Origin of the sequence: Amycolatopsis alkalitolerans (assembly GCF_006152065.1) — a bacterium.
Classification (GTDB): Bacteria; Actinomycetota; Actinomycetes; order Mycobacteriales; family Pseudonocardiaceae; genus Amycolatopsis_E; species Amycolatopsis_E alkalitolerans.
Window position 1 is genome coordinate 125,155 of the sequence record NZ_VDFW01000017.1, and the last position, 22,366, is coordinate 147,520.

Consider the following 22,366-nt stretch of genomic DNA (forward strand, 5'->3'; position numbering starts at 1 on the left):
GCGGCCGGCCCGCTGGCCGCTACGCGAACTCAGCCAAGCGCGGCCGCTTCCTTCGCCAGGGCCGTGATCCGGTCGAAGTCCTTGGCGGCCAAGGCATCCTTCGGGGTCAGCCACGAACCGCCCACGCATCCCACCGTGGGCAGCGCCAGGTACGACGGCGCACTGCCGACCGTGATCCCGCCGGTCGGGCAGAACCGCAGCCGCGGCAACGGGCCGGCGATCGCCTTCAGGAACGCGACCCCGCCACTGGGCTCGGCCGGGAAGAACTTCATCGCGGTGAGCCCCTGCTCGGCCAGCCGCATCGCCTCCGAGACCGTGCCCGCGCCCGGCAGGAACGGCAGCCCCGTACCGGATACGGCCTCCAGCAGGCGGTCTGTGCAGCCCGGCGTCACGAGGAACTTCGCGCCCGCGTCGGTGGCTTGCTTGGCCTGCTCAGGCGTGGTGACTGTGCCCGCGCCGATGACGATCCCCGGTACCGCGGACGCCACCTGTTCGATCGCCTCGAGTGCGGCCGGCGTGCGCAGCGTCAGCTCGATCACCCGGATCCCGCCCGCCAGCAGCGCTCGCGCGACCGGCGCCGCGTCGGCCGCGTCGTCCACGACGACGACCGGCACGACGGGCGACAGTTCGAGCAGCTCCTGTCCGTTGCTCACCAGCGTCCTCCTCGAGCTCGACGGTTCCGCCATCCCATCACACGCGGGCCGGGGCGCCGAAATGACCGGGCGTCATCGGGCCGAACACGCTCGCGCCCTGGTCCGCGGGCCCCACCGCACGCCGCAGCGCGGTGAACAGTTCGCGACCGGTGCCGATCCACGAAGCCCCGTCCGGTGCCGAATCGCGCAGCGGGCGCGACGCGAGCTCTTCCGCGTCGACCAGGACTTCCAGCCGACCGGCGTCGGCGTCCAGCACGATCTCGTCGCCGTCCTCGATGCGGGACAGCGGGCCGCCCGCCGCGGCCTCGGGGGTGAGCTGGATCGCCGACGGGATCTTGCCCGACGCCCCCGACATCCGCCCGTCGGTGATCAGCGCGACGCGATACCCGCGGTCCATCAGCGCTCCGAGCGCCGGGGTCAGCCCGTGCAGCTCCGGCATCCCGTTCGCCTGCGGGCCCTGGTTGCGGATCACCACCGCGACGTCACGGTCGAGTTCGCCGGCGCGGAACGCTTCGGTGAACGCTTGCTGCGACGAAAAGACCCGCGCGGGTGCCCGGACCACGTGATGCTCCGGCGCCACCGCCGACACCTTGATCACGGCCCGGCCCAGGTTCCCGTTGAGCATCCGCAGCCCGCCGTCCTCGGCGAACGGATCCGACGCCGGGCGCAGCACGTCCAGATCCAAGCTGCGTGCCGGAACCTCGCGCCACGTCAGCGAACCGTCGATCAGCACTGGCTCCGACCGGTAGCGGTGCAGCCCGTCGCCGGCGACCGTACGGACGTCCTCGTGCAGCAGCCCAGCGTCCAGGAGCGTGCCGATCAGGAACTGCACCCCGCCGGCCGCGTGGAAGTGGTTGATGTCCGCGCTGCCGTTCGGGTACACGTTCGCCAGCAGCGGCGCCACCGACGACAGGTCCGCGAAATCGTCCCAGGTCAGCTCGATCCCGGCGGCCGCCGCGATCGCGACGAGGTGCATCGTGTGGTTGGTCGACCCGCCGGTGGCCAGCAACGAAACCACGCCGTTGACCACCGACCGCTCGCTGACGACCTCGGCGAGCGGCGTGTACTCCTCGCGCGCCAGCGTCACGACGCGCCGCCCCGCCTCCTCGGTCAGCGCGCGCCGGAGCGGCGTGCCCGGCGGCACGAAGCTCGCGCCCGGCAGGTGCAGCCCCATCACCTCGACGACCAGTTGGTTCGAGTTTGCGGTGCCATAGAACGTGCACGTCCCGGCGGAGTGATACGACGCCGATTCCGCTTCCAGCAGGTCCTCGCGGGTTGCGCGGCCCTCGGCGAACAGTTGCCGCACCCGCGCCTTGTCCTTGTTCGGCAGGCCGGAGGCCATCGGGCCGGCGGGCACCAGGATCGCCGGGAGATGCCCGAACGCGAGCGCGCCGATCAGCAGGCCCGGCACGATCTTGTCGCAGACGCCGAGCAGCAGCGCGCCGTCGAACATCTCGTGCGAGAGCGCGATCCCGGTGGCCATCGCGATCACCTCGCGGCTGAACAGCGACAGCTCCATCCCGGCGCGACCCTGCGTGATGCCGTCGCACATCGCGGGCACACCACCGGCGAACCGCGCCACGCCGCCCGCCGAGCGAGCGGCGTCCTTGATCCACTCCGGGTATTCGTGCAGCGGCTGATGGGCCGAAAGCAGATCGTTGTACGCCGACACGATCGCGACCCCGGGCTCGCGCAGCCCACGGATCGCGAGCCGGTCACTGCCGCCACAGGCCGCGAAGCCGTGGGCGAGGTTGCTGCAGGCCAGGCCCGCGCGCACCGGGCCTTCGGACCGGGCGGCCGCGACGCGCTCCAGGTACGCGCGACGGGCGGTGGCGCTGCGTTCGGCGATACGCCGGGTGACCTCTTCGATGACGGGGTGGATGGGGACTGGTGACACGGCTACCGCCTCGGCTCGGGTGGTGTTCGACGGCGGCGCTGGCGTCGTTCGGTCGTGGCGCTTCACACACTAGCCGCGGAGCGGTGCTGGATCAAAATCGATTAAGAAGATCGTTCAAGGTGACACCGATCACCACGAGTTGTGACCGTGTGCTACTTGTCACATTGCACACGGAGCGGCAGAGTCGGCAGCGACGGCTCAGCCGCCGGACTGACTCGGAGGTATGCGATGTCCACCACCGAACTCGCGGAGTTACGCCGGACGATCGGGCAGCTGCGACAGTGCATGGGCGCGCTGCGGTCGCGCTACGGTGACGCCGCGCCGGTACGCCGGCTGATCAACGACGTCGAACGGCTCGACATCGACGCGTGCGACCTCGAGGCCCCGATCCCGCCGCAGCCGAAACCCCTCGACCCGGCCGACGTGGTCAAGATCCCCGAGGGTCCCTACGACCCGGCTCTCTGGCATGGGGCCGACGACGAAGGCATTGGGGGCTACCACCGTTGAGCGCACCCGCTGACAATGCGGTCAGGGCCGGTGTCGGAGCCCCGCGCAGGGCTCGTATCGCCGAACGCACGCTGCGTACCGACCGCTGGTGGGTCCCGCCCCTGCTCACCACGCTGGGCCTGGCGACCTTCGTCATCTACGCGACCGTCCGGGCCTTCGTGCGCACCGCCTACTGGGTCCCCGAATATCACTACCTGACGCCATTCTATTCGCCGTGCGTGTCCACGTCGTGCGTGCCCGGGTCGAGCCATCTCGGGCACTGGTTCGGCGAATTCCCCGCCTGGCTCCCGCTGGGCGTGCTCGTCCTGCCGTTCCTGCTCGGTTTCCGGTTGACCTGCTACTACTACCGGAAGGCCTATTACCGGTCGGTCTGGCTTTCCCCGCCCGCCTGTGCCGTCGCCGAACCGCACGGGAAATACACCGGGGAAACGCGGCTGCCGCTGATCGTGCAGAACGTGCACCGCTACTTCTTCTACGTGGCGGCGATCGTGTCCGTGCTCAACACCTACGACGCGGTCGTGTCCTTCCACGGCAGCACCGGCGGGTTCGGCTTCGGGCTGGGCAACATCATCATCGTGGGGAACGTCGTGATGCTGTGGGCGTACACGATTTCCTGCCATTCCTGCCGGCATATCACCGGCGGGCGGCTCAAACATTTCTCCCGGCATCCGGTGCGGTACTGGATGTGGACCCAGGTCACCAAGCTCAACAACCGGCATATGTTGCTGGCCTGGATCACACTCGGCACTCTTGTCCTGACGGATCTGTACGTGATGCTGGTTTCCAGCGGTGCGATCGCCGATCCCCGTTTCGTGAACTAAGAGGTGGCAACTGAATGACAGAGGTCGAGCGGCTCGACTACGACGTGGTGGTGATCGGCGCCGGGGGCGCCGGTCTGCGGGCCGTCATCGAGGCCCGCCAGCGCGGGCTGTCCGTCGCGGTGGTGTGCAAGTCGTTGTTCGGCAAGGCGCATACGGTGATGGCCGAAGGCGGCTGCGCGGCGTCGATGGGCAACGTGAACTCCAACGACAACTGGCAGGTGCACTACCGCGACACCATGCGCGGCGGGAAGTTCCTCAACAACTGGCGGATGGCCGAGCTGCACGCCAAGGAGGCGCCGGACCGCGTGTGGGAGCTGGAGACCTACGGCGCGCTGTTCGACCGCACCCCGGACGGCCGGATCAGCCAGCGCAACTTCGGCGGGCACACGTACCCGCGGCTGGCGCACGTCGGCGACCGGACCGGGCTCGAGCTCATCCGCACGATGCAGCAGAAGATCGTTTCCCTGCAGCAGGAGGACAAGGAGCAGTACGGGGACTACGAGGCGAAGATCAAGGTCTTCGCCGAGTGCACGGTCACCGAGCTGCTCACCGAGGGCGGCCGGATCGCGGGCGCGTTCGCGTACTGGCGCGAGACCGGCCGGTTCATCCTGTTCCAGGCGCCGGCGGTGGTGCTCGCGACCGGCGGGATCGGCAAATCCTTCAAGGTCACGTCGAACTCCTGGGAGTACACCGGTGACGGGCACGCGCTCGCACTGCGCGCCGGCGCGACGCTGATCAACATGGAGTTCGTGCAGTTCCACCCGACCGGGATGGTCTGGCCGCCGAGCGTCAAGGGCATCCTGGTCACCGAGGGCGTGCGCGGCGACGGCGGGGTGCTCAAGAACTCCGAGGGCAAGCGGTTCATGTTCGAATACGTGCCCGACGTGTTCAAGGGCCAGTACGCCGAAAGCGAGGACGAGGCCGACCGCTGGTACACCGACCAGGAGAGCAACCGCCGCACGCCCGACCTGCTGCCGCGCGACGAGGTGGCCCGCGCGATCAACAGCGAGGTCAAGGCAGGGCGCGGTTCGCCGCACGGCGGGGTGTACCTCGACATCGCGAGCCGCCTGACGGCCGAGGAGATCACGAAGCGGCTCCCGTCGATGTACCACCAGTTCAAGGAACTGGCCGATGTGGACATCACGGCCGAGCCGATGGAGGTCGGGCCCACCTGCCACTACGTGATGGGCGGGATCGAGGTCGACCCGGACACGGCCTCGTCCAGGGTGCCGGGCCTGTTCGCGGCCGGGGAGTGCTCCGGCGGTATGCACGGTTCGAACCGGCTGGGCGGCAACTCGCTGTCCGACCTGCTGGTGTTCGGCCGCCGCGCGGGCCTCGGCGCGGCGTCCTATGTGGAATCGCTGGAGAAGCGCCCGCAGGTGTCGCAGTCCGATGTGGATGCCGCCGCGCGCGGCGCGCTGTCGCCGTTCGACCCGCCGGAACAGGGCGTCCAGGAGAACCCGTACACCCTGCACAGCGAGCTGCAGCAGACCATGAACGATCTGGTCGGCATCATCCGCAAGGCCGGCGAGATCGAGCAGGCGCTGGTGAAGCTCGACGAGCTCAAGTCGCGCATCGGCAACCTCGTGGTCGAGGGGCACCGGCAGTTCAACCCCGGCTGGCACCTCGCCATCGATCTGCGGAACATGCTGCTGGTCAGCGAATGCGTCGCGCGCGCGGCGCTGATGCGCACGGAGAGCCGCGGCGGGCACACCCGGGACGACCATCCGATGATGGATTCCCACTGGCGCAAGAAACTCCTGGTGTGCTCGACGTCGGCGGACGGTGTGGAGGTCAAGCCGGAGGACCAGCAGCCGATGCGCCCGGAGCTGCTCGAGCTGTTCGAATTCGGCGAGCTGGAGAAGTACTACACCGAGGACGAGCTGGCCGGCCACCCGGGGAGGACGGCATGACCTACAAGGCGAACTTCCGGGTCTGGCGAGGCGACGTCGAAGGTGGCGAGCTGCGGGACTTCACGGTCGAGGTCAACGAAGGCGAGGTCGTGCTCGACATCATCCACCGCCTGCAGGCCACCCAGGCGTCGGATCTGGCGGTGCGGTGGAACTGCAAGGCGGGCAAATGCGGATCCTGCTCGGCGGAGGTCAACGGGCGGCCGCGGCTGATGTGCATGACCCGGATGTCGGTGTTCGGCGAGGACGAGGTCATCACGGTGACGCCGATGCGCACGTTCCCGGTGATCCGCGATCTGGTCACCGACGTGTCGTTCAACTACACCAAGGCCCGCGAGATCCCCTCGTTCGCGCCCCCGCCCGAGCTCGAGCCCGGCGAGTACCGGATGCAGCAGGTCGACGTCGAGCGCTCGCAGGAGTTCCGCAAGTGCATCGAGTGCTATCTGTGCCAGAACACCTGTCACGTGGTGCGTGATCACGAGGACAACAAGGAGCAGTTCGCCGGGCCGCGGTACCTGATGCGCATCGCCGAACTGGAGATGCACCCGCTGGACGTCGCCGACCGCCGCGAGGCCGCGCAGGCCGAGCACGGGCTCGGGTTCTGCAACATCACCAAATGCTGCACCGAGGTCTGCCCGGAGCACATCCACATCACCGACAACGCGCTGATCCCGATGAAGGAGCGCGTGGCCGACCGCAAGTACGACCCGCTCGTCTGGCTGGGCACGAACCTGTTCCGGCGCGGCAAGAAGTGAGCCGGACCGGCTGGTGGCGAGCGGTCGATTCGACGCCGGAGCCAGCCGGTCCAGGCTCGGCACGACGATGTACGGCAGCGTCAGGTGCGCACCAACGCGTCAACGGCGGCCGGCGCGAGCATCTCGTCCGCCACCAGCCCGGCAAGGCCCGCGAGGGTGGTGTTGACGCCGAGCAGGCACGCGTCGACGCTGACCCCGTCGATGGCGCTCGCATGCGCGTTCGCGAGGACCGCGTCACGGAGGCTGTCCAGGAACGGCGGTAGCACGCCGATCGCGCCGCCCACCCGCAGGTACCGCGGGTTCACGATCGTGACGACGGTGGCGAGCACGGTCCCGACGAGGCGCCCAGCCGCCGCGGTCACGCGGATCGCCTCCAGGTTCCCGGCCCGGACGCGGCGTACCACGTCGTCCGCGGTGCGCACCCCGGTCGGCCGCAGCTGCCGGATGACCGCCTGCCCGCTGGCGATCGCCGAAACGCAGCCCCGCCGCCCGCAGTCGCAGCGCTGCTCGTTCCCCTCGATCCGGATATGCCCGATCTCGCCGGCCGACGCCGTCTCGCCCCGATGCGTGCGGCCAGAGATCACGAGCCCCGCGCCGATACCCGTGCCGACCTTGACCCCGACCAGCGCGGCGTCCGGCCTGCCGAGATCGCAGAATGCCCCGAAGGCCAGCGCGTTCGCGTCGTTCTCCAGGAACACCGGCACCGGCAGTGCTCCAGTGAACCGCGCACGCAGCCGCGGTCCGGTCCATCCCGGCATCGTCGGCGGCGCGATCGTGGTGCCCTGCTCGTGGTCGATCTGGCCGGGCACGCTGAGCCCGAACGCGCAGAGGCTGTCCGCGCGCCCGGTCCGCGCGAGCAGTTCACGGCCGGTCTCCAGCAGGTAGGACAGCGTTTCCTCGGGCCGGTGACCCGCCGGCAGCGGGCGGTGCACCTGGGCGAACACGCTGCTCCGAAGGTCGGTCACCGCGATCGTCGCGTGCCGTTGCCCGATGTCGGCGACCAGGGCGGTGCGGCCCACGTCGTTGGCGGCGAGCATCTGCGCGGGACGGCCGCCGCTGGAGGCCTGCAGGCCGGTCCGGCGGATCAGCTGGAGCCGTTGCAGCACGTCGAGCCGTTCGACCATGGTCGGCCGCGACAGGCCGATGCGGTCCTGCAACTCCTGCCGGGTCAGCGGACCCTCCGCGCGCAGGACGGCGAGGATGTGCCCGGGCGAGGTCGGCGGGCCGGGGTGAGGCAGGCGCATGTTGACAGGCTCTCCCACGGAGACTTATGTTCAATTACCTGACAGAAGTCTAAACCGGTCCCCAGATGCGGAGAGAGCGAGATGCGCGCGGGCAGCGTCACGAGAACGACGGAGGGCGCCGCCGACGACAGACGGCCGGTCCGCTTCACGCATCCGACGCTGGCTGCGAGGGCGGCGCGCGTGTTGCGGGACAACGACACGGGCACCGTCATCACCGCCGCGCCGCGGCTGTACCCGCACATGTGGAGCTGGGACGCCGCGTTCATCTCCATCGGCCTCGCTCGCCTCGACGTGCGGCGCGCGATCGCGGAACTCGACACGCTGTTCGCCGCGCAGTGGCGGAACGGCATGGTGCCGCACATCGTGTTCACCGAGAACGACGCGTACTTCCCCGGCCCCGACCGCTGGGGCACCGACGGCGCGCTCGACGGGCCGGCGAATGTGCGCACGTCCGGGATCTGCCAGCCGCCGGTACACGCGATCGCGGTGCGCCGGGTGCTCGACATCGCGCGCCGCTCGGGGCCGGACGACCGGGTCCGCGCGGAGCGTTTCGCCCGCCGGATCTGGGCTTCGCTCTACGCCTGGCACCGCTGGCTCGTCGAGTACCGCACGCCCGGTTCGAGCGGGCTGATCGCGATCGTGCACGGCTGGGAGTCCGGGATGGACAACTCGCCGCGCTGGGACGTGCCGTATGACGCGGTGCACCCCGGCGCGGCGCTGCCGCCGTATGTGCGCAAGGACGTCCACGTCGTGGGCGATCCGGACGAGAGGCCGACGGATCGTGAGTACGACCGGTACCTGTGGCTGATCGAGGAGATGCGCCGCGCCGGGTACGACCAGCGCAAGATCGTCGAGAACTCGAGCTTCCTCGTCGGCGACGTGTTCATCACCGCCCTGTTCGCGATGTCCTGCGACGTGCTGATCGAACTGGGCAAGGAGTTCGGGCAGGAGACGGATCGCCTCGACGATCTGGCGGACTGGGCCGCGAAGGCGCGGGCGGCGGTCGCCGCCAGTTGCCACTCGGTCTCGGGCATGGCGCGTGACCGCGATCTGCGCACCAACCGCTGGCTCGACACGCAGACCATCGCCGGATTCTCGCCGCTGCTGTGCGGCGGCGCCCCGGAGAGCGTGCAGCTTCGTCTACTGTCCCTTTTAGACAGTGACCGGTGGTGCGGGCATCCCGGCCTGCTCGCGCCCGTACCGCCTTCGGTCTCCCCGATGCGGCCGGGATTCGATCCCCGGCAGTACTGGCGTGGTCCACAATGGCCGGTCGTGGTGTGGCTGTTCAGCTGGGCTTTCGAGCAGCGTGGCTGGCACGAGCGGGCGCGCCGCGTGCGCGAGGGCGGGATCCGGCTCACCGACGACGGTTCGTTCGGCGAGTACTACCAGCCCTTCACCGGCGAACCGCTGGGCAGCACGGACCAGTCGTGGACCGCGGCAGTCGTCCTCGACTGGCTCTGCGCGGACTGACCTACATCATCCGCGGGCCACCGCCCTGGGCCTGGGCCTCCAGGACCATGGTGTCCGCGGCGGTCGTGTCGACCTCCAGGTGCTTCTTGCTGCGGCGGTTGCGCTTCTCCAGGTATTTCGCGAGCGCGGTGAGCAGCAGGCACAGCGCGATGTAGATCGCCGCGACGACGATCGTCGACGGCACGATCGGCCGCCCGAACACGCCCTGCGAACCGATGTAGCGCGCGTAGTACAGCAGTTCCTGATAGGTGACCAGGAAACCGAGCGCGGTGTCCTTCAGCAGCACCACCAGCTGGCTGATGATCGTCGGCAGCATCGCCCGCACGGCCTGCGGGATCAGCACGAAGAACATCACCTGCGCCTTGCGCATGCCCAGCGCGTACGCGGCCTCCTGCTGTCCCTTCGGCAGTGCCAGGACGCCGGCGCGGAACACCTCCGCCAGCACCGAGCCGTTGTACAGCGTCAGCCCGAGCACGACCGCGATGAACGGGGTCATCGGGATCCCGGCAGCCGGCAGGCCGTAGTAGAACAGGAACATCAGGACCAGCAACGGGATCGCGCGGAAGAACTCGACGACGGTCGTGCAGACGCCCCGGAGCCAGGCGCGGTCGGACAGGCGCCCGGCGGCGAACAACGCACCGAACACGAGCGCGAGCACAGCGCCGACCGCGAACGCCCGCAGCGTGGCCAGCACCGCGCTGACCAGGTCGGTCTGGACCTGGACGTACTCGAGCCACGCCCATTTGCGGCCCGCGAACTGCCCGCTGTCGTAGAAGCGGTAGCCGATGTAGGCGAGGACCGCCAGCACGATGAGGATGCCGAGCGCGGCGAGGCTCCGGTGCCGTATGCGGGCGCGCGGGCCCGGGATGTCGAACAGGACGTTACTCATCGGGCGACCCTCCAGCGCTTCTCAAGGGATCGCTGGATCAGCGACAGGATCGCGACCAGGACGATGAAGCCCAGCGCCACCCACAACAGGCCGACCAGTTGGTTGTACCCGCGCTCGGACAGGTACTGGCGGATCGCGCCGGCCTCGGCGACGGAGAACCCGGCGGCGATCGTGGTGTTCTTCAGCAAGGCGATCAGCATGCTCATCAGCGGCGGCACGACGGACCGGATCGCCTGCGGCAGCACGACCTGCCCGAGCACCTGGGTGAAGGTGAGGCCGAGCGCGCGGGCCGCCTCGGCCTGGCCGACCGGCACGGTGTTGATGCCCGAGCGCACCACCTCGCAGATGAACGCCGAGGTATAGACCGTCAGCGCGACGACCGCGGCGGTGAAGTAGCTGAGCTGGAGGATCTGCAGCAGCGGGTAGGCGAAGACGAGGAACACGAACACGAGCGTCAGCGGCGTGTTGCGCAGCAGCGTCACGTACGTCGTACCCACCGCGCGGAACACAGGCACCGGGCTGACCCTCAGCATCGCCAGGAACGTGCCGAAGATCAGGCTCGCGGCGCCGGCGATCAGGAACAGCTTGATCGTGGTGAGGAAGAACGGACCGTACAGGTCCATGTTGTCGAGCAGGACGTTCATCGAGCCTTCCCCGCAGTGAAGGGATTACCGTGCCGGAGGACGAAGGCGGCCGGTGGGCGCGGCTGCGCCCACCGGCCACGTGAGCCTTTGCTCAGTACCGCTGGATGGTCGGCTTGCTCGCGGTGGAACCGGACTTGCCGAGGGTGCTGTCGTAGATCTTCTGCCACGTGCCGTCGTCCAGCGAGGCCTGCAGCACGTCGTCGATCTTGTTCCGCAGCGCCGAGTCGTCCCTGTTCAGGCCGACGCCGTAGGGCTCCTCCGAGAACGGCTCACCGACCACCTTGAGGGTGTCCGGGTCCTGCGCGGCGAAGCCCTTGAGGATCGCGTCGTCGGTGGTGACGGCGTCGACCTCCTTGGTGCCGAGCTTCTCCACGCACTGCGAGTACTTCTGGAACTCGACGATGTTCCCCGGCTCGGTCAGCTGCTGGTCGCGCACGCGCTGGATCGGGGTGGACCCGGTCACCGAGCAGACCTTCTTGCCCTTGAGGGTGTCCTTGCCGGTGATCGAGTTGTCGTCCTTGCGCACCAGCAGGCCCTGTCCGGCCTGGAAGTACGGGCCCGCGAAGGAGACCTGCTGCTTGCGCTTGTCGGTGATCGTGTACGTGCCCACGTAGTAGTCGACGTCTCCGTTGGAGATGGCGGCCTCACGGGCACCCGAGTCGACCGTCTTGTAGGTGATCTTGCTTTCGTCGAAGCCGAGGCCGGCGGCGACCATCTTCGCGATCTCGATGTCGAACCCGGTGTACTTGCCGGTGGTCGGGTCCTTCAGGCCGAGGCCGGGCTGATCGTCCTTGACGCCGATGGTTACGCCGCCCTTGCTCTGCATCTTCGCGAAGGTGGGCGAGCCGGGCACCGACACGTTCGCCGCGACCGTGTAGCTGGGCGCCGCCGCCGCGTTGCCCGTATCCCCGGTGCCGGTGGAGGGTGTGCCCTCCTTGCCGCAGGCGGTCAGCGCCAGCGCACCGACCAGCAGCCCCGCGGCCAGGGTGCGGATCTTCATGGGAACTCCCCTGTCTCTGTTTTACGGTGGGCGACGCGGGTTCGCGCCGCGGGTTCAGTGGGTCAGGATCTTGCCCAGGAAGTCCTTGGCGCGTTCGGACTTCGGCTGGGTGAAGAATTCGTCGGGCGTGGCGTCCTCGACGATCTCGCCGTCGGACATGAACACGACCCGGTTCGCGGCCCGGCGCGCGAAGCCCATCTCGTGCGTGACCACGAGCATCGTCATGCCGTCGGCCGCGAGCCCGGTCATCGTGTCGAGGACCTCCTGGACCATCTCCGGGTCCAGCGCCGAGGTCGGCTCGTCGAACAGCATGACCTTCGGCCTCATCGCGAGCGCGCGGGCGATGGCGGCGCGCTGCTGCTGCCCGCCGGACAGTTGCGCCGGGTACTTGGCGGCCTGGTCGGCGATCCCGACGCGGTCCAGCAGTCCCATGGCCGTCTTGCGAGCCTCGGCGGCGGCGATCTTCCGCACCTTGACCGGGGCGAGCATGACGTTGTCGACGATGGTCTTGTGCGCGAACAGGTTGAACGACTGGAAGACCATGCCGACGTCGGCGCGCAGTGCCGCGAGCGCCTTGCCTTCGGCGGGCAGCGGTTCGCCGTCGATCGAGATCTCGCCCGAATCGATGGGCTCCAGCCGGTTGATGGCACGGCACAGCGTCGACTTGCCCGACCCCGACGGGCCGAGCACCACCACCACCTGGCCGCGCGGTACCTCCAGGTTGATGTCCTTCAGCACGTGCAGATCGCCGAAGAACTTGTTGACCCCGGCGGCGCTGATCATCGCCGGCGACGTCGCTGTGCTCATCGATCTCTCCCTACAACCCTGCCCATCCGGCGATCTAACACCGAAGCGAGGGCAGATGCCCGCAAATCGGACCAAAAGCAATCCAGGTGTCATCTGCCCACCTGGCGCAGACGATAGTCAGCCGGTCGGAAAGGCGCTTTTCGGGGCAGTGGCGGTAGCATGACGGTAGCCAAGGGGGTAGCATCAAGGGTATGAAGCTGAGTGTGAGTCTGAGGGAGGAAGACGTCGCCTTCCTGGACGAGTACGCGGCACGGACGAAGGCGGGCTCCCGTTCGGCCGTGGTCCACCGCGCGATCGAGCTGTTGCGGGCGTCGCAGCTCGAGAACGCCTACGAGTCGGCTTGGGAGGAATGGTCGGTCGACGGCGACGTATGGGATGCCGTGACCGGCGACGGGCTGGCGGCGCACTGATGCGGCGTGCCGAGATCCGGCTCGTCGATCTGGATCCGGTTCGCGGCGCCGAGTCCAGCAAGACGCGCCCCGCGGTGATCGTGAGCAACGACGGGGCGAACGCGGTCGCGGCCAGGCTGGGGCACGGGGTGGTCACCGTCGTGCCGGTCACCTCGAACGTGACGCGGGTGTACCCGTTCCAGGTGCTCCTGCGTGCGGAGGAGTGCGGGCTGCGGGCGGACTCCAAGGCGCAGGCCGAGCAGGTGCGGTCGGTGGCGATGGAACGCGTCGGGCGGAAGGCGGGTCAGATGCCGCCCGCGGTGATGGCGAAGCTGGACAACGCGCTGAGGTTGCACCTGGGGTTGTGAGCGCCCGGAAGGTGAAGGATTTCGCCGGTGCCGGAGTTCGCGCCGGGAACCCGTGGACGCCGTGAGCGCCGGAACGGACCAGGTTTACCCTGGTAGTCGATGAGTACGGCAGAGGTCGGCAAAACCTACCAAATCCGCACGTTCGGGTGCCAGATGAACGTGCACGACTCCGAGCGCCTCGCCGGGCAGCTGGAGCAGGCGGGCTATGTGCCGGTCGCCGAGGGCGGCGCGGCGGACCTCGTCGTGTTCAACACCTGCGCGGTGCGGGAGAACGCGGACAACAAGCTGTACGGCACCCTCGGGCACCTGCGTCCCGCCAAGGACGCGAACCCGGACATGCAGATCGCGGTCGGCGGCTGCCTCGCGCAGAAGGACCGCGGCGAGATCGTGAAGCGCGCGCCGTGGGTCGACGTCGTGTTCGGCACGCACAATCTGGGCTCCCTGCCGGTGCTGCTCGAACGCGCCCGGCACAACGCCGAAGCCGAGGTCGAGATCCTCGAGTCGCTCGAGACCTTTCCCTCGACGCTGCCCGCCCGCCGCGACTCGGCCTACTCGGGCTGGGTGTCGATCTCGGTCGGCTGCAACAACACCTGCACGTTCTGCATCGTCCCGTCCCTGCGCGGCAAGGAGCGCGACCGCCGTCCGGGCGAGGTGCTCGCCGAGGTGGAGGCGCTCGTCGCGGAAGGTGTGCTGGAGGTGACCCTGCTCGGCCAGAACGTCAACTCCTACGGGGCCGAGTTCGGCGACCGGCAGGCGTTCCCGAAACTCCTGCGCGCCACCGGGGGAGTCGACGGGCTCGAACGGGTCCGCTTCACCTCACCGCATCCGGCGGCGTTCACCGACGACGTGATCGACGCGATGGCCGCGACCCCGAACGTGTGCCACCAGCTGCACATGCCGCTGCAGTCCGGGTCCGACCGGGTGCTGAAGGAGATGCGCCGCTCGTACCGGTCCAGCCGCTATCTGTCGATTTTGGACAAGGTGCGTGCCGCGATGCCGGACGCGGCGATCACCACCGACATCATCGTCGGTTTTCCCGGGGAGACCGAGGAAGACTTCGCGGCGACGCTCGAGGTCGTGCGCCAGGCGCGGTTTTCCAGCGCCTTCACCTTCCAGTACTCCAAGCGCCCCGGCACGCCGGCCGCCGGTATGCCGGGCCAGGTGCCGAAGCAGATCGTGCAGGAGCGCTACGACCGGCTGGTCGAACTGCAGAACGACATCGCGTGGCAGGAGAACAAGAAGCTCGTCGGGCGCAAGGTGGAGCTGCTCGTCGCGACCGGTGAGGGCCGCAAGGACGGCCAGACGCACCGGATGAGCGGCCGTGCCCGCGACGGCAGGCTCGTGCACTTCACCCCGGCCGGGCCGGCGGTGGACCGTGCGGTGCGTCCGGGCGATGTGGTGGAGACCGTGATCACCTACGGGGCCCCGCATCACCTGGTCGCCGACGGGGATGTCCTGACCCACCGGCGCACGCGGGCGGGCGACAACGTGGAGGCCGGGCTGCGGCCGAAGACCGACGGGGTGAGCCTCGGGCTGCCTTCCGTCGGTGTTCCCGCGGCCGGGCCGGTGAAAGACGGGTGCGGCGTATGAACGAGAGCGATGTCGAGAAGCTGGCCGAGGACGTCGACGCGATCGGTCACCGGGTCGCCAAGACGGTGGAACTCGGGCGGCGGGGATTCATCATCTCGGTGCTGGTGTTCATCCTGCTCATCGGGCAGCTCCTGCCGTGGGTCGGCGATCACGCGGGCTGGCAGGTGCTGTTCGGCCAGGGCGGCGCGGTCCCGCAGCTGTTCGCGGCCACCTCGACGGGGATCGGCGTGCTGTGCTCGGTCCTGGCGCTGATCACCCGGCGCTGGTGGCTGACCTGGGTCTGCGCGATCGGCGGCTGGTTCTCCTCGGTCGACGGGCTCCTCGCTGTGTGGTCGCAGCAGTCCTCGGGCGCGAACGGCGCCGCCGGCAACGGGCCGGGCATCGGCATGATCATCGCCATGGTCGCGATCATCCTGCTGGCCGCCAGCTGGATGCGCACAGCCTTCTCCCGCGCCTGATCGGGCCTGCCGGAAGGGGATAGCCCCACCGAGCCCGGGTGGGCAACCGGATTCCCGGCGTGGCCGCGGAATCCTAGCTTGGTGTCCATTATGGATAACCAAGCGAAGATCACGCAGGCGATCGACCTGGCACTGATCCGCGAGCTGTACCGGGAACACGCCGGAGCGCTCCGCGACGTGCGGGAGCGGCAGCGCGCCCTCCGGCAGCGACGGCCCGGGATGAAGACGCAACTCGACGACCTGGAAGCGGAGGTCACCTACCTGCTGCTGCGGTACTTCCGGCCGGCGAAGGTGGTCGAGATCGGTTCGCTGCACGGCTGGTCCACCTGCTGGATCCTGCACGCGCTCGCGGACAACTGTCAGGGCCGGCTGATCACCATGGACCTGGTCGACACTGCCGCCTGGACGGTGCCCGGGCCGCTGGCCGCCGGACGATGGGAGTTCCGCCGGGGCGACGCGCGAACCCTGACCACGGACTGGGTCGCCGATCTCGACTACCTGTTCATCGACGCCGACCACCGCGCGCGCTTCGCCCGCTGGTACCTCGGGGACGTCTTCCCGCGGCTGCGCCCCGGTACTCCGGTGAGCGTGCACGACGTGTTCCACCGCGCCAGACCGCTGCCGTTGACCGAGGGCGCCGAGGTCCTGCGCTGGCTGGAGTCCAGTCGCACACGCTGGTTCACCCTCGCGCGTGCGAAGGCTGCCGGCGCCGCGGCCGAACTGAACGCGCTGCGCCGTGATCTTGGCCTCACCGCCGCCGTGCATACCGGGCGGGACAATCCCATGATCTATTTCAAGTTGCCCTGAATCCCGGTATCGAGGTCGCGGCGCGCCGCGGCGTTCGATTAATCTTCGGGAGAAATGCGTAGCGTCGAAATCGTTCTCGCCCTTGTCGTGCTCGCTACCGTGGTGGCGGCGTTCGCCGGACGGTTGCGGGTCCCCGCGCCTTCCTTGCTCGTCGTGGCGGGCGTGGTGGCCGGGTTGCTGCCCGGTGTTCCCGACATCCGCGTCAGCCCGGAGGTCGTCAGTCTCGTCGTGCTGCCGCCCTTGCTGTTCGCGGCGGGCGAGGAACTGCCGTGGCGTGATCTGCGTGCCGTATGGCGGCCGGTCGGCGTCCTCGCCTTCGGGCTGGTGGCCGCCTCCGCGGCGGCCGTCGCCGTCGTCGCGAACGCGATCACGCCGCTGCCGCTCGGGATGGCTTTCGTCCTGGGTGCCGTGCTCGCCAGCACCGACCCGGTCGCCGTGACCGCGCTGGGCCGCCGCCTGTCCTTGCCGCCGCGCGTGCAGGCACTGGTCCAGGCCGAGAGCTTGTTCAACGACGCGACCAGCCTCTTGCTCTTCCGGATCGCGCTGTCGGTCGGTCTCGCCGCGGGCGCGGTCGACTGGGGACACACCGCGGCCGACTTCGGAATCCTCGTCGGTGGCGGGCTTCTCGTCGCCGCGCTGGTCGCCGGAGGCGCGTACCTGGTGCGGAGGCACACCGAGGATCCCGTGCTGGAGACGGTCATCTCCCTCGTCACGCCGTACGCCGCGTACGTGCTCGCCGAAGCCATCGGAGGCTCGGGCGTGACCGCGGTCGTGGTGACGAGCGTCATTCTCGGTACGCAGGCGACCAAGGTGACCAGCTCGCGGATCCGCATCCAGCTGGGCGCGGTCTACGGCACGGTCGTGTTCCTGCTGGAAAGCGTCGTGTTCGGGCTCATCGGGCTCGAGTTGCCGGAACTGGTGCGCGCTCTCACCACGACGACAATGTGGCCGTTGGAGGCCCTGCTGATCGCGGTGACGCTGCTCGTCGTCCGCCTGCTGTGGGTGTTCCCGCTCTCGGCCGCGCTGCAGCGGCGAAGCGGCCGGAGCGCCACCTGGCAGGTCCCCACGGTGGTCTCGTGGGCGGGTGCCCGCGGCGTGGTTCCGCTGGCCGCGGCGCTGTCGATCCCGCTGACCGCACCGGCCGAATACCGCGAACTGGTGCTGTTGCTGACGACCGCGGTGATCGTGGTGACGCTCGTCGTGCAGGGGTTCACGCTCGCGCCGCTGGTGCGCCGGACCGGGGTGGCGCTGACGACGGAGCACGTACAGCAGGAGCGCAGCACCGCGCGGCTGCGGCTGACGCAAGCGGGACTGGACCATCTCGACTCGCTGACCGAGAACGAAGCGGCGCCCGAGTTCCTGCTCGATCAGTTGCGCGACACCTGGAAGGCGCGGATGCAGCGGATCGCGGAGGACGAGCCGGACGAGATGACCAACCTGACCACCGCCGACTCCTACCGGCGGCTGCGCCGGGAACTGCTCGCGGTGGAGGCGGACGAACTGGAGCGGCTGTTCCAGACCGGGGAGATCACCGACCACACCCGCCGCCGCATCCAGCGCATGCTCGACCTGGAGCACACCGTCCTCGGCGACGACGAACACTGACCGCCAGCCGAACCTCCACCCGGCGCCAGTTGGCCCCAACCCGCGCCAGCCCGGCTCTCGCTGCCCGCGAGTTCGGCTTTCGCGGCGGGTGTGTTCGGCTTTCGCGCGCCCCGAGTTCGGCTTTCGGCGAAGCTACGACCAGCGTGACCGCAGCAGTTCGACGTAGGCGCGGAACTCGTCCGCCATCGAGAGCCGGTCCGTGTCGAGCAGCCACCGCTGTTGCAGGCCGTCGAGCACCGCGACCGTGGTGTGCACGAGCGTGCCGACCGGCGCGTCCGCCCGGATTTCCCCGCTTTCCTGGCCCGCCCGCACAGCCTCGGTGAGGAACCGTTCGATGCCCGCGTAATGCTCCCGGACCCACCGGTGCGCCGGATGCCCCGGTTCGGTGCCCTCCGCCACGACCCGCACGAACAAGCCCATCAGTTGCGGCCGGGTGCCGTTGCGCACGACGAGCGCGGTCAGCGCGTCGAAGGCCGCCCAGCCGGCCGGCTTCCCTTGTGCTGCGAGGAACCTGCCGTCCTCGGCGTCCCGCTCGGCCAGGACGGCGGAGAGCAGGGCGGTCTTGCTGGGGAAATGGTGCAGCAGACCGGATTGCGAGAGCCCGGTCTTCTCCGCGACTCGCGCGATGGAGGTCCCCTGATAGCCGGAGGTGGCGAACAGTTCGACCGCCGCCTGGACGGCCTTCGCCCGCGACGCCTCGCCGGACAGTTCGCCCCGGGACTTCGCCATCCTCACTCCCTTCACACCCGCACCCGGACATCCCCGAGTCCGCGGGCGATCAGCACTTCGCCTGCCAGCGGTTGCCAAGAACCGTTGTCCCACCTGCGCTGCACTCGCGCATCGCAGCGAACCTCGACCTCCGCGCGCTCGCCCGCGGCCAGGTCCACCCCGGCCCAGCCGATGAGCCGCACCGGTTCGCCCTCGGGCCGAAGATAGACCTGCACGACCTCGCGCCCGGCGCGGGCGCCCGCGTTCGCGACTTCGACGTGCACCGACCGGACCACGCCGTCCTCCTCCACGCGTCGCGCGGTGCCGTAGCTCCATTCGGTGTAGCCGAGACCGTGGCCGAACCAGAACAGGGGCTGGCTCGTCCAGCCTCGGTAGCCGACGGCGATTCCTTCCGTGTAAGGAAGTTCTCCGTTGACCGGCGTGGTCGACCAGGCCGGTCCCTCGCCGTCGTGGCGGGGGAAGGTCGTGACGAGCCGCCCGGCCGGTTCGATTTCACCCGTGAGCGCGGCCGCCACGGCGGCTCCGGCCTCCTGACCCGGCAGCCCCGCCCACAGCACGGCGTCGACCTCTGCGAGCCAGGGCATCAGGACGGGCGTCGCCGCATTGACCACGACCACGGTCCGCCGGGCCACCGCCGCGACGGCGCCGACCAGTTCATCTTGCGCGCCCGGCAAGGCGAGCGTGGTCTTGTCCGAACCTTCCGTCTCCTGCTCCTGCGTCAGCCCGACGACGACCACGGCGAGATCGGCTTCACGCGCGGCCGCGGTGGCCTCGGCGATGCCGTCGGCGTCAGCGCGAGGCGGGATGCGCGCGACCAGGCCGAGCCTGCGCATGCCCGGCCGCCCGGTCGTGACCGCTTTGACGCGCGTGCCGGACTCGACCACCCCGCCGGTGGTCCAGGCGGGCGGATGCAGCACGCTGCCGCCGAGTTCCGCGGGCTCGGGGAGGTGGACCGTCTCGTGCGTGTCACCGGCTTCGAAGGTCCAATCGCCGTTGCCCCGTAACCCGGCGATGATCGAACTGTCGGCGGAGACGATCTCGGCCGACAACTCGATCGTGGCCGCCGCGTCCAGCCAATCGCCGTCGCCCGCGGTGACTTCGGCGATGTCGACGGGCCGGGATTCCAGCACCGCACCGGCCTCGTCACGGGCTGTCACCCGCATGCCGACCGCCCCGGTCTCCGGATCACGCAGCACGCCAGGCGCCGCGGGCAGCGGTTCGGCCCGGACCTCGACTCCGTCGACCACGGTGGCGCCCAGCTTCTGCCGCAGCGCGTCCCCGATGCCGACGACATGCGGCGGGCGCACCCGGGCCGAGCCACCGCCCTGGCCGATGGTCTCGATCGCGTGCCGTCCGACGACGACCACCTTTTCCGGCCCCGCAAGGGGGAGTGTGGCATCGCGGTTGACCAGCACGGTCATCCCGCGTGCGGCCATCCGGCGAAGCTGCTCGCGCCGCAGCGGGCTGTCCGGCGCCGGGAGCGCGGCCGGGACCTGCCGCTCGCCAAAGGCACCGGCACGTTCGGCCAGCCGCAGCACCCGGCGCAGATGATCGTCTACAGTGGACTCCGTAACCTCACCGGCCTCGACCGCCGCGACGAGCTTGCCGCCCCATGGCCCGTCCGGGCCGGGCATCACCAGGTCCAGCCCGCCGTTCGCGCTCCGCGCTGTCGAGGTGGTGGCGAACCAGTCGGACATGACCAGCCCGTCGTAACCCCATTCGCCCTTGAGCAGATCCTCGATCAGCTGCCGGTGCTCGGTCGCGGTCACCCCGTTGATCTTGTTGTAGGACGCCATGACCGCCCACGGACGCGCCTCGTGGACGGCCATCTCGAACGGCAGCAGGTACACCTCGCGCAGCGTGCGCTCGTCGGCCACCGAACTCACGCTCGTGCGCTCGGTCTCGGACTCGTTGGCAAGGAAGTGCTTGGGCGTCGCGCCAATTCCCTTGTCCTGCAAGCCTTTCACGTAGGCGACGGCGAGCGCGCCGGTCAGCAGCGGGTCCTCGCTGAACGCTTCGAACAGGCGGCCGCCGAGCGGGCTGCGGTGGAGGTTGATCGTCGGGCCGAGGACGACGTGCACACCCTGCGCGGCCGCCTCGTCGGCGAGCAGGGAACCTACTTCGGCCGCGGTCCGAGTGTCCCAATGCTGGGCGATCAGCGTCGCGTTCGGCAGCAGGCACGCGATCGGCCCGCCGGTGAACCGGGTGCCGCGGACCCCCGTCGGGCCGTCGGACAGCACGAGTTCGGCGAGGCCGATTTCGGGTTCGGGACGAAGGCTGAACATCGCCGCGCCGGTCAGCAGCCGGACCTTCGCGGGCAGGGACAGCGCCGCGATCGCTTTGTCGATGCCGGTCATGGCCCGAGCATACCGACCGAGTAGTCGGTCGGTACACCCTTTCGCGACTGTGCAGCGACCCGAATGAGACCTGAAGAGGATACTACATACTGTATGCAAAAAGCCGGAGTAATCCAGGACTTCTACGGAAGGCGTTACCGGATCGGCGAAAGCGACCGGTCGCTGCTCGGCAGGCCCCGGGGCTGGATGCTGGGCGCAGCCTGGGCGGCGATGCTCGCCGCCGGAGCGGGCCAGTACGGCTACGGGGCTCTGCTGCCCATGCTCGTCGCCGAGCGGGGGTGGACCTGGCAGCAGGGATGCTGGGTCCTCGCGCTGTGGACGGTCTGCCAGAGCGCGAGCGTCTACCCGGCGGCGCGGGCAGGGCTGCGGCCCGCGGCGACGCTTGCCGTGGGCGCCGTTCTGTGCGCGTCCGGCTTCGTCGCGCTGGCCGGATCCGGTGGCTTCGCGGTCGTGCTCGTCAGCCACTCGGTGCTCGGCGGGATCGGCGCGGGGCTCGTCTACGGGACGTGTGTGAGCGTCATCGCACGCTGGTATCCGGAACGGTCCTCGCGCGTCGCGCTGACGAGCGGGGCATTCGCGTATGGGGCGATTCCCTTCCTGCTACTTGGTTTCGTGCCCGCGGCGATCGTCGTGCTGGTACTCGCCGGGGCGGGTGCGCTCGTGCTGCGGAACCCGCCGGAGCACTGGTGGCCTCAGCACGTCGACCCGCGACGGTGGGCCCTGGACAAGACGGTGAACCCGAGCCTGCGCCGCAACCGCCCGCCGATCCGGCAGTACTCGATCACGGAGGTGGTGCGCTGCCCGGCTTCGCGGCAACTGTACTTCGCGGTCCTGGGTGCCGCCGCGGTGTTGTTGTTCGACATCGCGTACCTGTCGGCGTTCGACGGCGTGCTGACGGCCGCTGTGTTCGCCGGGGCGAGCGGGATCGGGCGCGCCGGAGTCGGCTGGGCGGGCGCTCGGTTCGGCCGCCGGAACGTCCTTTGTGGAGCGTTGGTGGTGGCCGGGCTCGCGCAACTGCTGGTGATCGGTTCGCTCGCGATCCTCGGTGCCTGCCTGGCCGGCGCGGCGTGCGGGGCGTGTTACGCCCTGCTGCCCGGTGTCGTCGAGGGTCATTTCGGGGAACGGCTCGGGTTGCCGAACTTCGGGCTCTTCTACGGTGCGAAGGCCGCTGGCGGGCTGGTCGGGGTGCTGCTGGCCGCGTATCTCGGCGGCGCGGGCGGGTTCGTGGTGGCGGCCGTGCTGGGTGTGGTCGCCGCCGCGCTGGTGGCGTCGCTGCGGCAGCCCGGGCGGCCCGCCGTGGCCTTCTGGCGAAGGTGAATGCCTGTCGGGCGGGCCGCCGGGCGCTACGGCGAACCGGCGGCCTGCCGTTTCTCTATTTCTGAATGGCTTTCCGTGCCAGTGCGGCGGTTTCGGATGGTGTTTTGCCGACTTTGACGCCTGCGGTTTCGAGGGCTTGTTTTTTGGCT

The 22,366-nt window shown here is 69.6% G+C and carries 21 protein-coding genes and 1 pseudogene; 12 read left to right on the plus strand and 10 right to left on the minus strand.

What is annotated here, in order from left to right:
- Positions 1 to 29 precede the first annotated feature (29 nt).
- Positions 30 to 653 (minus strand): bifunctional 4-hydroxy-2-oxoglutarate aldolase/2-dehydro-3-deoxy-phosphogluconate aldolase, encoded by a 624-nt coding sequence (eda, locus tag FG385_RS19990; protein ID WP_139098290.1) that lies wholly within the window; start codon positions 651 to 653, stop codon positions 30 to 32.
- A gap of 37 nt (positions 654 to 690) precedes the next feature.
- Positions 691 to 2,550, minus strand: a complete 1,860-nt coding sequence (gene edd, locus FG385_RS19995) for a phosphogluconate dehydratase (protein ID WP_200834559.1) — start codon at positions 2,548 to 2,550, stop codon at positions 691 to 693.
- 228 nt (positions 2,551 to 2,778) lie between these two features.
- On the opposite strand from edd, the gene FG385_RS20000 reads away from it, so the two are divergent.
- The 4 genes from FG385_RS20000 to FG385_RS20015 are packed head-to-tail and all read left to right on the plus strand — an operon-like array spanning position 2,779 to position 6,543.
- Positions 2,779 to 3,057, plus strand: a complete 279-nt coding sequence (locus FG385_RS20000; protein ID WP_139098291.1) for a hypothetical protein — start codon at positions 2,779 to 2,781, stop codon at positions 3,055 to 3,057.
- On the plus strand, positions 3,054 to 3,878 hold the full coding sequence (locus FG385_RS20005) for a hypothetical protein (protein WP_139098292.1): 825 nt from the start codon (positions 3,054 to 3,056) through the stop codon (positions 3,876 to 3,878). The genes FG385_RS20000 and FG385_RS20005 overlap by 4 nt, the downstream gene beginning before the upstream one ends.
- A gap of 14 nt (positions 3,879 to 3,892) precedes the next feature.
- On the plus strand, positions 3,893 to 5,791 hold the full coding sequence (locus tag FG385_RS20010) for a fumarate reductase/succinate dehydrogenase flavoprotein subunit (protein WP_139098293.1): 1,899 nt from the start codon (positions 3,893 to 3,895) through the stop codon (positions 5,789 to 5,791).
- Positions 5,788 to 6,543: a succinate dehydrogenase/fumarate reductase iron-sulfur subunit gene (locus FG385_RS20015; RefSeq protein WP_139098294.1), complete on the plus strand. Its 756-nt coding sequence runs from the start codon at positions 5,788 to 5,790 to the stop codon at positions 6,541 to 6,543. Before FG385_RS20010 ends, FG385_RS20015 begins: the two co-directional genes overlap by 4 nt.
- Positions 6,544 to 6,623: 80 nt before the next feature.
- Here FG385_RS20015 and FG385_RS20020 read toward each other — a convergent pair whose 3' ends face one another.
- Positions 6,624 to 7,787 (minus strand): ROK family transcriptional regulator, encoded by a 1,164-nt coding sequence (locus FG385_RS20020; protein WP_139098295.1) that lies wholly within the window; start codon positions 7,785 to 7,787, stop codon positions 6,624 to 6,626.
- Positions 7,788 to 7,868: 81 nt separating this feature from the next.
- Between FG385_RS20020 and ggh the strand changes: the two genes are divergently transcribed.
- Entirely contained in the window at positions 7,869 to 9,257 is a 1,389-nt protein-coding gene (gene ggh, locus FG385_RS20025; RefSeq protein WP_139098296.1) for a glucosylglycerate hydrolase, read from the plus strand.
- 1 nt (position 9,258) lies between these two features.
- On the opposite strand, the gene FG385_RS20030 is transcribed toward ggh, so the two are convergent.
- The 4 genes from FG385_RS20030 to FG385_RS20045 form a co-directional block, all read right to left on the minus strand.
- A complete protein-coding gene (locus FG385_RS20030; RefSeq protein ID WP_139098297.1) occupies positions 9,259 to 10,146 on the minus strand; it encodes an amino acid ABC transporter permease in 888 nt (295 codons plus the stop codon).
- Positions 10,143 to 10,790: an amino acid ABC transporter permease gene (locus tag FG385_RS20035; RefSeq protein WP_139098298.1), complete on the minus strand. Its 648-nt coding sequence runs from the start codon at positions 10,788 to 10,790 to the stop codon at positions 10,143 to 10,145. Before FG385_RS20035 ends, FG385_RS20030 begins: the two co-directional genes overlap by 4 nt.
- A 91-nt stretch (positions 10,791 to 10,881) precedes the next feature.
- On the minus strand, positions 10,882 to 11,790 hold the full coding sequence (locus tag FG385_RS20040; protein ID WP_139098299.1) for a glutamate ABC transporter substrate-binding protein: 909 nt from the start codon (positions 11,788 to 11,790) through the stop codon (positions 10,882 to 10,884).
- 54 nt (positions 11,791 to 11,844) lie between these two features.
- On the minus strand, positions 11,845 to 12,573 hold the full coding sequence (locus FG385_RS20045; protein ID WP_200834561.1) for an amino acid ABC transporter ATP-binding protein: 729 nt from the start codon (positions 12,571 to 12,573) through the stop codon (positions 11,845 to 11,847).
- 215 nt (positions 12,574 to 12,788) lie between these two features.
- Between FG385_RS20045 and FG385_RS20050 the strand changes: the two genes are divergently transcribed.
- The 6 genes from FG385_RS20050 (at position 12,789) to FG385_RS20075 (ending at position 17,814) form a co-directional block, all read left to right on the plus strand.
- Complete coding sequence (locus tag FG385_RS20050; protein ID WP_139098301.1) at positions 12,789 to 13,007, plus strand: ribbon-helix-helix domain-containing protein; 219 nt, start codon at positions 12,789 to 12,791, stop codon at positions 13,005 to 13,007.
- Entirely contained in the window at positions 13,007 to 13,354 is a 348-nt protein-coding gene (locus FG385_RS20055; protein ID WP_139098302.1) for a type II toxin-antitoxin system PemK/MazF family toxin, read from the plus strand. The genes FG385_RS20050 and FG385_RS20055 overlap by 1 nt, the downstream gene beginning before the upstream one ends.
- A 99-nt stretch (positions 13,355 to 13,453) precedes the next feature.
- Complete coding sequence (miaB, locus tag FG385_RS20060) at positions 13,454 to 14,944, plus strand: tRNA (N6-isopentenyl adenosine(37)-C2)-methylthiotransferase MiaB (RefSeq protein WP_139098303.1); 1,491 nt, start codon at positions 13,454 to 13,456, stop codon at positions 14,942 to 14,944.
- Positions 14,941 to 15,402, plus strand: coding sequence for an Rv2732c family membrane protein (locus FG385_RS20065; protein WP_139098304.1), 462 nt, complete (start codon positions 14,941 to 14,943; stop codon positions 15,400 to 15,402). The genes miaB and FG385_RS20065 overlap by 4 nt, the downstream gene beginning before the upstream one ends.
- Before the next feature lie 90 nt (positions 15,403 to 15,492).
- Positions 15,493 to 16,209, plus strand: coding sequence for a class I SAM-dependent methyltransferase (locus tag FG385_RS20070; RefSeq protein WP_139098305.1), 717 nt, complete (start codon positions 15,493 to 15,495; stop codon positions 16,207 to 16,209).
- Positions 16,210 to 16,263: 54 nt separating this feature from the next.
- The gene (locus FG385_RS20075) at positions 16,264 to 17,814 is read left to right on the plus strand and encodes a Na+/H+ antiporter (protein ID WP_139098306.1); all 1,551 of its coding nucleotides are present in this window, start codon (positions 16,264 to 16,266) and stop codon (positions 17,812 to 17,814) included.
- Positions 17,815 to 17,946: 132 nt separating this feature from the next.
- Here FG385_RS20075 and FG385_RS20080 read toward each other — a convergent pair whose 3' ends face one another.
- Both FG385_RS20080 and FG385_RS20085 read right to left on the minus strand, forming a co-directional pair.
- Positions 17,947 to 18,543, minus strand: a complete 597-nt coding sequence (locus FG385_RS20080; protein WP_139098307.1) for a TetR/AcrR family transcriptional regulator — start codon at positions 18,541 to 18,543, stop codon at positions 17,947 to 17,949.
- Positions 18,544 to 18,554: 11 nt separating this feature from the next.
- Positions 18,555 to 20,900, minus strand: coding sequence for a glycoside hydrolase family 3 protein (locus FG385_RS20085; protein WP_139098308.1), 2,346 nt, complete (start codon positions 20,898 to 20,900; stop codon positions 18,555 to 18,557).
- Between the two features lie 93 nt (positions 20,901 to 20,993).
- Between FG385_RS20085 and FG385_RS20090 the strand changes: the two genes are divergently transcribed.
- Entirely contained in the window at positions 20,994 to 22,217 is a 1,224-nt protein-coding gene (locus tag FG385_RS20090; RefSeq protein WP_139098309.1) for an MFS transporter, read from the plus strand.
- A gap of 55 nt (positions 22,218 to 22,272) precedes the next feature.
- Here FG385_RS20090 and FG385_RS34920 read toward each other — a convergent pair.
- Positions 22,273 to 22,366, minus strand: a pseudogene (locus FG385_RS34920) (succinate--CoA ligase subunit alpha); the annotation flags it as partial.